This is a genomic window from Dyella sp. 01L423 (assembly GCF_056399945.1).
In genome coordinates this window covers 182,563-197,429 of record NZ_JBFTSI010000006.1, presented here as the reverse complement: position 1 = coordinate 197,429, position 14,867 = coordinate 182,563, and the positions used below count along the sequence as shown (strand labels likewise).

The following is a 14,867-nucleotide window of genomic DNA, read 5'->3' as shown; positions in this document are numbered from 1 at the left end:
ACGCCGGAGGCGGCAAAGGTTCCCGCTGCTACCATGGCGCCTTTTCCGCCGGAGTCGAATCATGGCCTATCGCAACCTGGAAATCGCCAACCGCGACGCGGTGCGCACCATCACCGTCAATCGCCCGGACAAGCTCAATGCGCTCAACCGCGAGACGCTCAACGAGCTGACGCTGGCCTTCACCCAGGCCGCCCAGGACGATGCGGTGCGGGTCGTCGTATTGGCCGGCGCAGGCGAGAAGGCCTTTGTGGCCGGTGCGGACATCGCCGAGATGAATGGCTATACGCCCGTCCAGGCGCAGAGTTTCTCGCGCACCGGGCAGCGGTTGATGAGCCTGGTCGAGCGCCTTGGCAAGCCGGTGATCGCGCGCATCCAGGGCTTTGCCCTGGGCGGCGGGATGGAGCTGGCGATGTGCTGCCACCTGCGCGTGGCCAGCGAAAAGGCCAAGTTCGGCCAACCGGAGATCAATCTCGGACTGATCCCCGGCTTCGGCGGTACCCAGCGCCTGCTGCGCCTGGCTGGCCGTGCCGCGGCGCTGGAGCTGTGCCTGCTGGGCGCCACCATCAACGCCCAGCGCGCCTATGAGCTGGGCGTGGTGACCCGCGTGGTCGCGCCTGAGGCGCTGGACGAAACCGTCAACGCCATGGCCGACCAGCTGGCCGCCGCCGCGCCGCTGGCCGCCGCCGGGATTCTCGACGCCGTGTTACAGGGCGGCGAAACCAGCATCGATCAGGGCCTGGAGTTTGAAACGCAGGCGTTCGCGCTGGCCTTCGCCACTGAAGACATGCGCGAAGGCACGACGGCGTTCCTGGAAAAGCGCAAGGCTGATTTCAAAGGACGCTGACGCGCATGGAGGTGCGTCAGGCATCCCGATTCGTCATTCCCGCGAAAGCGGGAATCCAGCGCCTCTGCTTTATATGCCGAAAGGCGCTGGATTCCTGCTTTCGCAGGAATGACGAGTGTGTGGAGCACGGATAATGCGGATGCTCAGTGATGGCCGCCGCGGTAATTCTTCTCACCCGCGGTCACCGCCAGATCCAGGCGGTTCTCCGGCGGCGCCAACGGACAGGTGGCGTACGGCGTGAACGCGCAGGGCGGGTTGTAGGCGCGATTGAAGTCGAGCACGACCTTGCCGTCCTTCGGCAGATCCGCATACATGAAACGCGCGGCGCCGTAGGTTTCCTTGCCCGAGGTGCGGTCGGCAATCACGAAGAACAGCGAATCGGGGTCTTCCTGGATCGGCATCAGCTCGTAGGTGTGGCCATCGCGATGGAACACCGCCTTGCCCGGCACCTTTTCCTTGTTGACCGTGCCCAGCACCGAGCCGATCTCCAACTCATGCGGCGGGTCGAACGGCACCCAGTCGGCCACGATGCGCCACGACGGATCGGGCGTGTAGTAGTCCAGTCCCAGGAAGTGAGTGCGCGTTTCGGCGTTGCTGTCCTTTACGCGCAAAGCCTTGCGGCCGTCGCGCTCGATCACCAGGAAGCTGGCCGAACCAAAAGCCACCACGGACGGCGCGCCGTCACCGGCGTGCATGTCGTCGACGAGGGTCGCCTCCGGCACGGTCTTGCCGTCCACCGTGGCAGCGCCGTGCTTGTCGAACACGATGTGCGTGCTGCCGTCCTTGGCCAGGGTCACCACGCCCAGGTGGGCTGGACCGGCTTTCAACACAATGTCGTTGTCGGTCGCGCTACCCACGCGATTGGCCCCTTCCTTCAGCCACTCCAGACCGATCAGGCTGAGCCAGCCGCTGGGCGCGGTGAGGCCGGCAAGACGCTTGTTCTGCCAGTTGACGTTTTGCTGGGCGAAGTCCGTCGCCGCAGCGGTGGTAGGGGTCTGAGCTTGCACGGTGGGAACTCCAAGGCTCAAGGCAAAGGCAAGAACGGCGGTACGCAACATGGCAGGCCCCGTCGGAATGAAACAGCAGTATGGCCGTCCATTTACAAACCGGGCAAGCGCCCGCCGGTACAGGAAATCGTCACCGTCCGCGTAGGAAAAGCTTGTCGAGCTCGGGCAGGCTCAGCTGCGTCCAGGTCGGGCGTCCGTGATTGCACTGCCCGGAGCGCTCGGTCGCTTCCATTTCGCGCAGCAGTGCATTCATTTCAGGAATGGTGAGGCGGCGGCCCGCACGCACCGAGCCATGGCAGGCCATGGTGGACAGCAGCTCGTTTTCCAGCTCCTGCAGGCGACGCGAACTGCCGTGCTGGGCGAGCTCGGACAGCACGTCGCGACACAGTTGCGCCACATCGGCGCCTTCGAGCAGCGCCGGAATGCGCCGCACCACCACGCCGGACGGACCGCTGCGCGACAGCTCCATGCCCCACTCCGCCAAGGCCTCGGCGTGTTCCTCGGCCGCTGCGGCCTCTTTCGCACTCACTGCCACATTCATCGGCACCAGCAACATCTGCGAACGCAGATTGCTGCAGACGCGACCGGCCTTGAGCTTTTCGTAAGTGATGCGCTCATGGGCCGCGTGCATGTCGACCAGGATCAGGCCATGCGCATTTTCAGCAAGGATGTAGATGCTTTTGAGCTGGGCGATGGCGAAGCCCAGCGGCGGCGCTTCCTCCTCGGATGCGGCCGGCATTGGTGCAATGGCCGCGAACGACAACGGCGTGGACACGGTCGCGGGTTCGCCCAACAGAGCAGCGTAGCCAGCGAGCGGTTCGTCCCGCACGCCCAGGCTCAGGCGGCTCTGGCTCAAGGCATTGGGCCATGCCGGAGCGGAACTGGCCGATCCCGACGAGGAGGCCATGCTGTAGCTATACGACGGCGCTGCTCCCGCCATCGGCGACTCGGCAGCAGGCAGGCCCACATTGCCTGCGCGCGTCTGCGCGAGCGCTTCGTGCAGCGTGCGAAACAGAAAATCGTGCACCAGCCGCTGCTCGCGGAAACGCACTTCACTCTTGGCCGGATGAACATTCACATCCACGCCGACCGGATCGAGTTCCAGATACAACACGAACGCCGGATGGCGGCCATGGAACAGCACATCGGCATACGCCTGGCGCACCGCATGCGCCACGATGCGATCGCGCACCAGTCGACCGTTGACGTAGAAATACTGCGAATCGGCCTGCGAACGCGAAGCGGTCGGCAAGCCTACCCAGCCCGACAGATGCAAGCCGGCCGCCGCGTGATCGATGCGAAGGCTTTGCGCGGGAAATTCCTCGCCGAGCACTTCGGCAACGCGCTGCAAGGCGGCGCTTTCGTCGCGCGCGGCCTTGAGCATGCGCACCGGCTTGCCGTTGTGGCTCAGGCGAAATTCCACCGAACCGCGCGCCAACGCGAGCGACTTCAGCAGATCGTCGATATGCGCGAATTCGGTGCGCTCGGCACGGAGAAATTTGCGGCGTGCGGGCACGTTGTAGAACAGGTCGCGCACTTCCACGCTGCTGCCTTGCGGATGCTGGGCGGGACGCGCCGCCTGCAGCTTGCCGCCGTCCACTTCGATGCGGAACGCCGTGTCCAGTCCCTGCGCGCGCGAGGTCAGCGCGAAACGGGCTACCGAAGACACCGAAGCCAGCGCCTCGCCACGGAAACCCATGCTGGCCACGTGCTCCAGATCGTCGAAGCTGCCGATCTTGCTGGTGGCGTGCGAGGCCACTGCCAGCGCCAGCTCGTCGGGAACGATGCCGCAACCGTCGTCGCGCACGCGGATCAGGCGGGAGCCGCCTTGCTCGATATCCACCTCGATGCGCGTGGCGCCGGCGTCGAGGCTGTTTTCGACCAGTTCCTTGACGACGGAGGAAGGCCGTTCGATCACTTCACCGGCAGCGATCTGATTGATGAGTTCGGGAGGCAGGGGACGAATGACTGGCATCGGCGAAGCTTAGAACCTGACGGCCCCCGGCGAAAGCAGAACGCCGCCCGAAGGCGGCGTTGTTGGTCATTCGTTGAGCAACCGCTTCAGCCGGCCGGTATGGCCAGCATCATGCCCACGCGCACCGAGCTGTCGCTATCGAGCTTGTTCGCGCTCTTGATCGCGTTGACGCTGACGCCGTACTGCTTGGCGATGCTGCGCAGGCTTTCGCCCCGCTCTACGCGGTGCAGGTCCTGTACGCCATCATCGGCGCGGCTGCCAGCGCTGGGCGTGGAAGCCATCGCCTGCGCCACGGCGCGGGTGGCCTTGGCGGCGGTATCGTCGTCGCCCTGCGAAGTCGCTACATTCGCCATGCCGTTGCGACGCGAGGCCTGCGCGGCAAACCAGCTGCCCGGCGGCGGCGTCGCTTCGAAATAGCCGCGCACGCCCGTCATCACCGCCGCGGCGAGACGCGACTGGTGCGTAGGATCGCGCAGCTTGCGCTCCTCGTCCGGATTGCTGATGAAGGCCGTCTCGACCAGGATCGAGGGCACATCCGGCGAGCGCAGCACCACGAAGTTGGCGCGCTCCACGTAACCGCGATGGGTGGGGCCGAGATTTCCCAGTGCCTTCAGCACGTTGCCTGCCACCGACTCGCTGGCCTGCATGGAATAACCCTGCTGCAGGTCGAGCAGGACGGCGGCCAGGCCGTCGTTCTTGTCGTCCAGCGTCACGCCGCCGATCAGGTCGGCGCGGTTCTGGCCATCGGCCAGCCAGCGCGCCGCCATGCTGGTCTTGCCACGCGGCGACAACACCCAGACGGACGAACCCTTGGCGTCGCCATTGATGAAGGCGTCGGCGTGGATCGAGACGAACAGGTCGGCCGAGTTATTGCGCGCGATCTGGTAACGCTGCGCCAGCGGGATGAAGAAGTCGGCGTTGCGGGTGAGCACGGCACGCATGCCGGGCTGCTGGTTGATCTGGTCGGCCAGCTGGCGTGCCACAGCTAGCGTGACGTTCTTCTCCAGCGTGCCGCCCGGGCCATGGGCGCCCGGATCCTCACCGCCGTGGCCGGCATCGACTGCGATCACCACCTTGCGCTCGCCGTTGAGCAGGCTGGCCGCCGCACGCGTCGAGGCCATGCCGCTCTGGGTCGGCTTCAGCGTGGAACGGGTCGAGCTGCGTGACTCGGGCATCGGCGCCGACGGCGGCATGGCAGCCGGCGGCGGGGCCGCTTCGGGCATCGCACCGGCCGTGCTCGATGCGCTGTCGCCATCGTCATCCGATGGCGGGAGCGCCGGGATGGGAATCGTCGGTACGGATCGCTTCTCCGGCGACGAGGTCTTCGCCACCGAGCCGCTGCCTGGGTAAAGGTCGACCACCAGCCGGTAGCCGTAATCCGCCTGCGGCTTGAGCAGGAAACTTTTGACGCTGCTCGAGGGATCGACCTTCGCGGTCAGGCGGACATTGCTGCCCTGCTTGGCGCCACTCATGCCCTTGTACAGGCCTGTGGCAGCCGGGTAACTGAAACCGCCAACGACGGAGCTGCCGTTGATATCCACCGTCAGCTCGTCGCCGTCCTGGTTGACCTTGTAGGTAACAGGGCCGGAAACATCGAGCACCACGCGGGTGTATTCGGGACCTGCCCACACGCGGGCGGACTTCACATCGGCCGCTCTGGCCACGCAAAAAGGCACCACGGCCAGCATGGCCACGGCACTGAGCAGAGCAGGATGCGTCCTATATCCCTTCATGGAGCGGAATTGAAGCCCACCCGCCCGGGGATTGCAATAGGTTTTCCCTTGAATATCCATAACCTGCGTAAGTTTCGTCAGACGGCATCCAGCTATCGGCCGCAAGCCACGCAAACTGAAGGCGAATTCCCCCATGCTTGCCGAGGAAAAAATCTCAGCAAGTACCGATACTTAGGTGATTCGAGGGGTTGGCGCGTCAGGCCAGACGCGAGGTGACAGCGGCACCGCGGGGCGTTCGCACTTCCATGCGGGCATGGCGGCCATTGCCGGCGTAACTGAGGTGCACCACGAGGTCCGGAGCCGGCAAAGCGCCGGCACCGCGCTCGGGCCATTCCACCAGCACCAGGGCCGAGGGGTCCGATAGCGCATCCAGGCCCAGCCACTCCAGCTCACCAGGATCGGCGATGCGGTAGAGGTCCAGATGCCAGGCCGGTCGACCGTTGGCGCGGTAGGACTCGACCAGGCTGTAGGTCGGACTCTTGATGCGCTCACCCACGCCCAGGGCACCCAGCAGCGCACGGGCAAAGCTGGTCTTGCCGGCGCCCAGGTCGCCATGCAGATAGACCACCAGGCCGTCATCGAGCGCGCCGGCCAGGCGGGTGGCCAGCGCGGCGGTGGTGGCTTCGTCGGGGAGATTCCAGCTCGGATCCGTCATGCGTCATTTCCGTTGAGGAGCCGGCGCAGCGGCTCCAGCAGGTCGGTGGCGATCAAGCCACGCTCACCGCCGTGACGGGCCGCCAAATCACCCGCACGGGCGTGCAGGGCAACACCCAGCGTCGCGGCCTGCCAGGCGTCGCAACCTTGCGCCAGCAGTGCGGCGACGATGCCGGTGAGCAGATCGCCCATGCCGCCGCTAGCCATGCCCGGATTGCCCCAGGGACATAGGGCAACGCGCCCGTCCGGATCAGCGACCAGGCTGCCGGCGCCCTTCAGCACCGCTACGACGCGATAGCGCCTGGCCAGTTCGCGCACGGCCGCAAATCGGTCGGCCGCAATGGCCTTGGTATCGCATCCCAGCAGGCGCGCCGCCTCGCCAGGATGCGGCGTGATCACCACCGGGCGGGAGAATTCGCGCGGCTCGAGCGCGAGCAGATTCAGGCCGTCCGCGTCGAGCACCAGCGGCAGATCGGCGTCGAGCGCGGTCAGCCACAAGGCATGCCCCCACGCCCCTTGCCCCAGTCCCGGTCCCACGGCGAGCACGCTGGCACGAGGCAGCAAGGCCTCGAGTGCCTGCGGCCCGTTCACGTCGTGCGCCATCAGCTCCGGCCGGGCGCTGTTGAGTGCGATCAGATGTTCGGCGCGCGTCGCGACACTGACCAGTCCGGCGCCGCCACGCAGGGCCGCCTCGCCGCACAAGCGGATCGCACCGGCCGTGCCGTGATCGCCGCCGATGGCCAGCACGTGACCGTTGTTGCCCTTGTGCGACTGTCGCGGACGCGGCGGTAGCGTCCACGGATGCATCAGCTCGGCATTGGCGTGGGCGTCCTGCCACAGCGTTTCCGGCAAGCCCAACGACTCCAACTGCACCGTTCCCACATAGCCCGGCGCCAGCCCCGTGTAGAGGCCGCGCTTGGGCGCGATGAAGGTTACGGTGACGCTGGCCTGTATCGCCTCGCCCGGCACATCGCCGGTATCGGCGTTGACGCCCGAGGGCACGTCCAGCGCCAGCACCGGCGCGCCGGTTGCGTGTATGTGTTGGACCAGCGCGGCAGCCTCAGGCGCCAGCGCGCGCTGCAGGCCAGTGCCGTACAAGGCATCGACGTGGACATCCACGTGCGGAAGCCCGACCGCATCGCTCCACGCGTGCACCGTACCGCCGCCATGCTCGAATTCGCGGCGCGCACGACGGGCGTCGTCGCCGCGGCTTTCGCCCAGCGCAAAAACTTCGGCGTGCACGCCGGCCTCGCGTGCCAGCGCTGCGAGCAAAAAGCCGTCGCCGCCGTTGTTGCCAGGGCCGCAGTACACCGCGATGCGCCGCGCCTGCGGCCAGTGCTCGCGCAGGCACACCAGCGCGGCTGCGGCGGCGCGCTGCATCAGCTCGTAACCGGGAATACCGAGCTGCTCGATGGCGCGGCGATCGAGCGCTCGCACCTGTTCGACGGTATAGAGCTCGTGACGATGGGCGTGGGCAGTCATGCGGGAATTATAGGCATGCCGACGCGAGCCTTAGCGCAGACCGCCTACAATAGCCGCATGTCCTCCGTTGCCGCCCCACCCGCTGACTACGCTGCGCTTGCGCTCGACATCAAGCGCTGGGCGCAGGAACTCGGTTTTGCCGATTGCGGCATCGCCGGCACTGAGCTGGGCGAAGACGAAGTGCACCTGAAAAACTGGCTGGACGACGGCCATCACGGCGAGATGGATTACATGGCCCGCCACGGCGACAAACGCAGTCGCCCGGCGGAACTGGAACCGGGCACGCTGCGCGTCGTTTCCGTGCGCATGGATTACATCCCGCCGGGCACGCGCAATGCGTGGAATGTCTTGCACGATGCCGACGCCGGCTATGTGGCGCGCTATGCACTGGGCCGCGATTACCACAAGCTGATGCGCAACCGCCTGCAGAAATTGGCCGAGCGCATCCATGGGGCGATCGGTGACTTCGGTTATCGCGCCTTCGTCGATTCGGCGCCCGTGCTTGAAAAAGCGCTCGCCCGAAACGCGGGGCTGGGCTGGATCGGCAAGCACACCGTGCTGATCAACCGCAGCGCCGGCTCGTACTTTTTCCTCGGCGAGCTCTACACCAATCTGCCGCTGCCGGTGGATGCGCCGGCCAGCGCGCACTGCGGCAGCTGCCGTCGTTGCATCGATATCTGCCCCACCCAGGCGATCGTCGCGCCGTACAAGCTCGATGCGCGGCGCTGCATTTCGTATCTCACCATCGAGTTGCGCGGCAGCATTCCGGAAGAACTTCGCGAGCCGATCGGCAACCGTATTTTCGGCTGCGACGATTGCCAGCTGATCTGTCCGTGGAACAAGTTTGCCCAGGATGCGACCGAACCGGATTTCGCGCCGCGCCACCGGCTCGATGGTGCAAAGCTGGTGGAGTTGTTCGGCTGGAGCGAGCAGGAGTTTCTGCAGCGCACCGAAGGCATGGCCATCCGTCGTACCGGTTATGAAGGCTGGCTGCGCAATATCGCGGTGGCGCTGGGCAATGCGCCGCATTCGAACGAAGTGCGGGATGCGCTGCTTGCGCGCAGCGATCATCCGTCGGAGATCGTGCGAGAGCATGTGGCGTGGGCGCTGGCGAAACATCCCGCCTGACGCGCGCCGGATGCTTGCCCTGTGGGAGCGCACCCTGTGCGCGACAAGCCTCGCGAGGCGTCCGTCGCGCACAGGGTGCGCTCCCACAGTTTCTATTTTTTAGACCTTGCGGCGCGCTTGGATTTCTTCGATCAACGCCTGCGTAGATGCATCCAGGCCCGCGACGCTCTTGGCCCCACTCGCATCCAACGCCGGCAGGATCTGCCGCGCAATCGACTTGCCCAGCTCCACGCCCCACTGGTCGAAGGCGTTGACGCCCCACAGGTGGCCAAGCATGAACACCTTGTGCTCGTAGAGCGCGATGAGTGCGCCCAGGCTTTCCGGTGTGAGCGCGTCGAGCAGCATCACTGTGCTGGGACGGTCGCCCGGGAAGGTGCGCTGCGCGGCAAGCACGCGACGCTCTTCGTCGGTACCCGAGTTAGCCTCGGCGAGCGCTTCGTCGAACGTCTTGCCCAGCGCCAGCGCAGCCGCCTGCGCCAGCAGATTCGACAACAGCGCTTCGTGGTTCGCAGTGAGATCGTGCGCGGGCTTCACCACGCCGATGAATTCCAGCGGCACCACGTCAGTGCCCTGGTGCAGCGACTGGAAATACGCGTGCTGCGCGTTGGTGCCCACACTGCCCCACACCACCGCCGAGGTCGGCTGCGAGACGGGCTGGCCTTGCTTGGTGACCTGCTTGCCCAGGCTCTCCATTTCCAGCTGCTGCAGATAGGACGTGAGATCAGTAAGCAGGTCCGCGTACGGAATGACGGCGCGACTGCCGCGGCCCTGGACGTCGCGGTTCCAGTACTCCACCAGGCTCAGCAGCACCGGCAGGTTTTCCGACCAGGCCGCGCTGCGGAAATGATCGTCCACCAGCGCCGCGCCCTTGAGCAGCTCATGGAAGTTGTACGAACCGATCGCCAGCGCAAGCGACAGACCCACCGCCGACCACAGCGAAAAACGGCCGCCGACGAAATCCCACATCGGATAAACCTGCGCCGCAGGAATGCCCCACTTCTCCGCCTCGGCGACATTGGCGCTCACCGCGAGAAAGTGGCGCGACACGGCAGCTTGGTCGCCGTCGTAGGCGCGGCTGATCCACTCGCGCATCACGTTGCCGTTGAGCAGGGTTTCCTGCGTGGTGAAGGTCTTGGAAACCACGATCACCAGCGTGCGCTTGGGATCGAGCTGATGCATCAGCTCATAGGCCGACTGGCCATCCACATTGGTGAGGAAGTGACTGCGCAACCCCGGCACGTGATACGGCGCCAGCGCGCGGGCAGCCAGGCGCGGCCCGAGGTCCGAGCCGCCGATCCCGATATTGACGATATCGGTGATGCCGGGGGCGACGCCGTAGGCGCTGGCGTCACCGAGCTCCACGGCCTTGACCAGCGCATCGATGCGCTTGAGCGTGGCGTCGATTTCCTTGAGCGCATCGCGCGGTGCCGGCGAAGGCAGTTGCGAGCCGCCGGCGCGCAGTGCGGTATGTAGCACCGCACGGTCTTCGGAGGTATTGATCGGCTGGCCGGAAAACATCGCGTCGCGCGCCGCCTGCCAGCCGCTGGCTTCCACGTGCGCGCCCAGTGCGTCGAGCGCAGGCTGGTCAAGCTTCTGGCGGCTCAGGTCCAGCAGGATCGGCCCGAGACGATGTCTCAGGCGCTTGCCGCGCGCGGCGTCCTTCAGCAATTCCCGCAGGTGCGTGCCTGCGAGCCGGTCAACGTGTTCTGCGAGAAAAGACGGACGGCGCTCGGACGACATGGGAACTCATGCTCGGCGAAGGGGGACGTCGATCTTACGCAGCTTCGCGCACCGTGCGCCAGCACATTGTTGCACCGCACCCACGCCCCGCCCTGAGGCGAGGCACAAAGCTTCAGGCCGCAGCCATCTGCTTGGGAATCGAGCGATTGGTGTGCGAGATGGCGTTGTTGGCGTCCACGTACACCAGGGTCGGCTGGAACTGCTCGAGCTCGGCTTCGGACAGCTGGCAGAACGCGGCAATGATCACCAGGTCGCCCGGCTGCGCGCGGTGGGCGGCACTGCCGTTCACCGAGATGATGCCCGAGCCTTCCTCGGCACGCAGCGCATAGGTGACGAAGCGCTTGCCGTTGTTGATGTTCCACGCATGGATCTGCTCGTACTCGCGAATGCCGGAGGCATCGAGCAACAGGCCGTCGATGGCGATGGAGCCTTCGTAATGGAGCTCGGCATGGGTCACCGTCGCACGGTGGATCTTGGCCTTGAGCATGTTCAGGTTCATGACTTCAGTTTCCGACAGGTATAGCCCGCGTAGCCCACTATTATCCCGCCGAGACGCGCCGCGTCGCAACATGGGGTCCCGGCAGCCCCTTGATGGGGTCGGTCAGTCGAAAGGCAAGTTGTCGATCAGGCGGGTGGAACCCAGCCGGGCCGCGATCAGGGCAACCAGCCCATCGGTCTCGCCGTCGACCGGCTCGGCCAGGTCTTCGGAGCGCCGAATGGCGGTGTAATCGGGCTCGAAACCCGCCCGGGCGAGCTTGGAGGCTGCCGCCTGCTCCACCACGGACCAGGCGTGCCCCTTGGCGATGAGATCGCGCATCTGCTGCAGGGTGGCGTAGACCTGCGGCGCCAGGGCGCGATGTTCGGCCGAGAGGTACTGGTTGCGCGAACTCAGGGCGAGGCCATCGTCGGCGCGCAGCGTGGGCGCCGCAATGATCTTCACCGGCAACGAGAGATCGCGCACCATCCGCTCGATCACCTTGAGCTGCTGGAAATCCTTCTGGCCAAACACGGCCAGATCCGGCTCCACCAGGTTGAACAACTTGCACACGACGGTGGCCACGCCGTCGAAATGCCCCGGGCGATGGGCACCCTCGAGCGTTTCGGTGAGCTGCGGCACATGGATGCTTACGCTGTTCTGCGCGCCGAACGGGTACAGCGTGGGCACTTCCGGGGCAAACAGCAGGTCGCAGTCCTGTTCGGCCAGCCCCACCTGATCCTGCACGAGGGTGCGCGGATAACGCTCGAAGTCCTCGTTGGGGCCGAACTGGGTGGGATTGACGAACACGCTTGCCACCACGCGGTCGGCGCGGGCGCGAGCCAGTTTGATCAAGGAATGGTGGCCGGCGTGAAGGTTACCCAAGGTGGGCACGAAACCCACCGTAAGGCCCTGGCCGCGCCAGCCACGGATGGTGGCGCGTAGCGCCGCGGCATCTTGCACAGTCTGCATGTCTTTGAGCTCGGCTGCCTCAGTCGAAGCAATGTTCCGGTGCCGGGAAGGCGCCACTGCGCACATCCTCGGCATAGGCCGCGATCGCCGCAGCCACAGAGTCGCGTCCTGCGAGGAAATCCTTGCTGAACTTGGGTCGCTTGCCGGGCGTGACGGCCAGCATGTCGTGGATCACCAGCACCTGCCCATCGCAATGCGGACCGGCGCCGATGCCAATGGTGGGAATGGAGACGGCCTGCGTGATGCGCTCGCCCAGGGCGGTCGGAATGCCTTCCAGCACGAGCAGATCGGCACCGGCCGCTTCCACCGCCTTGGCGTCTTCGACCAGACGATCGGCGGCGTCCTGCGCGCGGCCCTGGATTCGGAAGCCGCCGAACTTGTGCACCGATTGCGGCGTCAGGCCCAGGTGTGCGCAGACCGGAATGGCGCGTTCGACCAGCGCGGTGATCACTTCGAGGATATGCGGCGAGGCGCCCTCGATCTTCACCATCGCGGCACCGCCCTCGCCGACCAGCTGCGCGCCGGCCTCCAAGGCATGGGCGACATCGCGATCGGCCATGAACGGGAAGTCCGCGATCAGCAGCGTGGCGTTGAGCCCGCGCGACACGATGCTGGTGTGATAGACCATGTGGTCCAGCGTCACCGGCAGCGTGCTTTTGTGTCCCTGGATCACCATGCCCAGCGAGTCGCCCACCAGCGCCACATCGACGCCGGCCATTTCCAATTGCGCCGCGAAACTCGCGTCGTAACAGGTGAGCATGACGATGCGTTGGCCTGCTTCCTTCATCGCGCGCAGCGACGGCACGGTGACCGGCTTGCGCGTGGGGGCGTTCGCTTTTTGCGAGTACACGACAATTCCCTAGAGCGGAGGCAGGCGCGGATTATCCCGCGTGGGGCGTGAAGGGCTCAAGGCAGACGCTCGCAACCCGTGGTTTCAATGGCTGCCAGCAGATCCGCCACCTTTCCCTGGCCCGGCAACTCCAGTGCCGGCGCCAGATCGTTCAGCGGCAGCAGCACGAAGGCGCGCTCAGCCATGCGCGGATGAGGCAGCGTCAGACGGCCGTCCGACAACACGACGCCGTCCATGTGCAGCACATCGAGATCGAGCGTGCGCGGGCCCCAGCGTTCGCCGTCGCGCACGCGACCCGCACCCCGCTCCACGTTCAACAAGGCATCGAGCAGCTCGTGCGGCGTAAGCGCCGTATCGATCTGCGCCACCGCATTGATGAAAGCGGGTTGGTCGAGCACGCCCCAGGGCGGCGTCAGGTACAGCGACGAGCGGGCAAGCAAGCGGGTTTGCGGGAGGGCATCCAACGCAGCGAATGCGCCCAGCACCTGTCCTTGCGCGTCGCCCAGATTGCTGCCCAACGCAATGAACGCAACCGTCACGCGGGATCCGACTTGTTGCCCGTCTTCGAACTCGGCTTACGGCGGCGTCGCTTGCGCGGCTTTGCGGCCGGCGCAGCGCTTTCGCCTCCGGGACCGGACGCCGTGCCCGACAGCGCGGCCGCCAGCGTTTCGTGCGGCAGCTGCTGAGCGTGCTGCCACCATGCACCGAGTTCACGCACTGCAGGCGATTCCGCCGCGCGCAGCAACAGGAAGTCGAAGGCGGCGCGGAAGCGCGGATGCGTCATCAGGCGGAACACGCGCTTGCGCTGCACCTGTTCAAAGCGCGGCTGCATGCCCCAGATTTCTTCCATGGTCAGCGTGAAACGACGCGGGATCGCCACGCGCTGGCATTGCTCGCCGATGACGTGCGTGGCAGCGCGTTCCCACGCGGCCACCGGCTCCATGCCCTTGGTGATCCAGGTATGCGCCAGATCGCGCACTTCGCCCCACAGCAGCACGGCGAACAGGAAGGCCGGCGTCACCGACTTGCCTTCGGCGACGCGCGCATCGGTATTGGCCAGGCCCTGCTCGATCAACGCGCGCAAGGCCTTGTCGCCGCGCTTGAGCGCGCGTGCCGTGGCCGGGAACATGAACTTCAGCAGGCCGGTCTGTTCGAGCATGTGGAAGCTCTTGAGGCCATGTCCCGAGAGGAACAGCTTGAGCGACTCGTCGAACAACCGGGCCGGCGCAGCGTCGGCCAGCAGCGGCCCCAACTCGTCGAACGGCGCGGCGGCGGCCGCGTCGATGCGGAAATTGAGCTTGGCCGCGAGACGCACGGCGCGCAGCATGCGCACCGGATCCTCGCGGTAGCGCGTTTCCGGATCGCCGATCAGGTGCAGCACGCGGTCTTGCACGTCCTGCATGCCGCCAACGTAGTCGCGTACCGAGAAATCGCTGATGTCGTAGTAGAGCGCGTTGACGCGGAAGTCGCGACGGATCGCGTCCTCTTCGATCGAGCCCCACACGTTGTCGCGCACGATGCGGCCGTCGACGATGTGGCGGTCGCCCTCGCCTTCTTCCTCGCCGGTGCCGCGGAAAGTGGCCACTTCGATGATTTCCGGCCCGTACACCACGTGGGCCAGGCGGAAGCGGCGGCCGATCAGGCGCGAATTGCGAAAGAGTTTCTTGACCTCGTCGGGCGTGGCATTGGTGGCCACGTCGAAGTCCTTGGGATGACCGCCCAGCAGAAGGTCGCGTACAGCGCCTCCCACCAGATAGGCCTGGTAGCCGGCCTCATTGAGGCGATAGAGCACGCGCAGCGCTGCCTTGCTGATGTTCTTGCGCGAAATCACGTGCTGCTCGCGCGGAATGATGCGCAGTGCAGGCGTGGCGTTGGTCCTTGCGTCGTGATTCAAGCGGTCTGGATCCTTGCAGGCGCATGCGCCATTCAAAGCGATCGATTGCGGCACAACGTTGCGCCGCCTCCACATCCACCATGCCCATTGAGCCGGTGGCCGTCCACCCGACC

General features: G+C 66.0%; 13 protein-coding genes. 2 read left to right on the top strand and 11 right to left on the bottom strand.

The annotated features are described in order from the left end of the window. The first annotated feature begins 61 nt into the window (after positions 1-61). Positions 62-844: an enoyl-CoA hydratase/isomerase family protein gene (locus tag AC1DMY_RS17215; RefSeq protein WP_477166090.1), complete on the top strand. Its 783-nt coding sequence runs from the start codon at positions 62-64 to the stop codon at positions 842-844. A 143-nt stretch (positions 845-987) separates the two neighbouring features. On the opposite strand, the gene AC1DMY_RS17210 is transcribed toward AC1DMY_RS17215, so the two are convergent. From AC1DMY_RS17210 to AC1DMY_RS17190, 5 genes are all read right to left on the bottom strand, one after another. Beyond that, positions 988-1,902 carry a DUF1684 domain-containing protein gene (locus AC1DMY_RS17210; RefSeq protein WP_477166089.1) on the bottom strand — a complete coding sequence of 305 codons (915 nt, stop codon included), beginning with the start codon at positions 1,900-1,902 and terminating at the stop codon, positions 988-990. A 79-nt stretch (positions 1,903-1,981) separates the two neighbouring features. After that, positions 1,982-3,826: a DNA mismatch repair endonuclease MutL gene (gene mutL / locus AC1DMY_RS17205; RefSeq protein WP_477166088.1), complete on the bottom strand. Its 1,845-nt coding sequence runs from the start codon at positions 3,824-3,826 to the stop codon at positions 1,982-1,984. 86 nt (positions 3,827-3,912) lie between these two features. Then, positions 3,913-5,559, bottom strand: a complete 1,647-nt coding sequence (locus AC1DMY_RS17200; RefSeq protein WP_477166087.1) for an N-acetylmuramoyl-L-alanine amidase — start codon at positions 5,557-5,559, stop codon at positions 3,913-3,915. A 196-nt stretch (positions 5,560-5,755) separates the two neighbouring features. Further along, the gene (tsaE, locus tag AC1DMY_RS17195; RefSeq protein WP_477166086.1) at positions 5,756-6,214 is read right to left on the bottom strand and encodes a tRNA (adenosine(37)-N6)-threonylcarbamoyltransferase complex ATPase subunit type 1 TsaE; all 459 of its coding nucleotides are present in this window, start codon (positions 6,212-6,214) and stop codon (positions 5,756-5,758) included. After that, a complete protein-coding gene (locus tag AC1DMY_RS17190; protein WP_477166085.1) occupies positions 6,211-7,695 on the bottom strand; it encodes an NAD(P)H-hydrate dehydratase in 1,485 nt (494 codons plus the stop codon). Before AC1DMY_RS17190 ends, tsaE begins: the two co-directional genes overlap by 4 nt. 57 nt (positions 7,696-7,752) lie before the next feature. Between AC1DMY_RS17190 and queG the strand changes: the two genes are divergently transcribed. Continuing rightward, complete coding sequence (queG, locus tag AC1DMY_RS17185) at positions 7,753-8,823, top strand: tRNA epoxyqueuosine(34) reductase QueG (RefSeq protein ID WP_477166084.1); 1,071 nt, start codon at positions 7,753-7,755, stop codon at positions 8,821-8,823. 99 nt (positions 8,824-8,922) lie between these two features. Here the strand turns inward: queG and pgi are convergent, their stop codons facing one another. The 6 genes from pgi to pcnB all read right to left on the bottom strand — a co-directional run bounded on the left by pgi (position 8,923) and on the right by pcnB (position 14,754). Then, positions 8,923-10,563 carry a glucose-6-phosphate isomerase gene (pgi, locus tag AC1DMY_RS17180; RefSeq protein ID WP_477166083.1) on the bottom strand — a complete coding sequence of 547 codons (1,641 nt, stop codon included), beginning with the start codon at positions 10,561-10,563 and terminating at the stop codon, positions 8,923-8,925. A 112-nt stretch (positions 10,564-10,675) separates the two neighbouring features. Continuing rightward, entirely contained in the window at positions 10,676-11,062 is a 387-nt protein-coding gene (gene panD / locus AC1DMY_RS17175; protein ID WP_046971832.1) for an aspartate 1-decarboxylase, read from the bottom strand. Positions 11,063-11,164: 102 nt separating this feature from the next. Next, positions 11,165-12,010, bottom strand: a complete 846-nt coding sequence (gene panC, locus AC1DMY_RS17170; RefSeq protein ID WP_477166082.1) for a pantoate--beta-alanine ligase — start codon at positions 12,008-12,010, stop codon at positions 11,165-11,167. Positions 12,011-12,029: 19 nt separating this feature from the next. Continuing rightward, entirely contained in the window at positions 12,030-12,860 is an 831-nt protein-coding gene (gene panB / locus AC1DMY_RS17165) for a 3-methyl-2-oxobutanoate hydroxymethyltransferase (protein ID WP_477166081.1), read from the bottom strand. 56 nt (positions 12,861-12,916) lie between these two features. Continuing rightward, complete coding sequence (gene folK / locus AC1DMY_RS17160; protein ID WP_477166080.1) at positions 12,917-13,399, bottom strand: 2-amino-4-hydroxy-6-hydroxymethyldihydropteridine diphosphokinase; 483 nt, start codon at positions 13,397-13,399, stop codon at positions 12,917-12,919. After that, a complete protein-coding gene (pcnB, locus tag AC1DMY_RS17155; RefSeq protein WP_477166079.1) occupies positions 13,396-14,754 on the bottom strand; it encodes a polynucleotide adenylyltransferase PcnB in 1,359 nt (452 codons plus the stop codon). The genes folK and pcnB overlap by 4 nt, the downstream gene beginning before the upstream one ends. Positions 14,755-14,867: the final 113 nt, after the last annotated feature.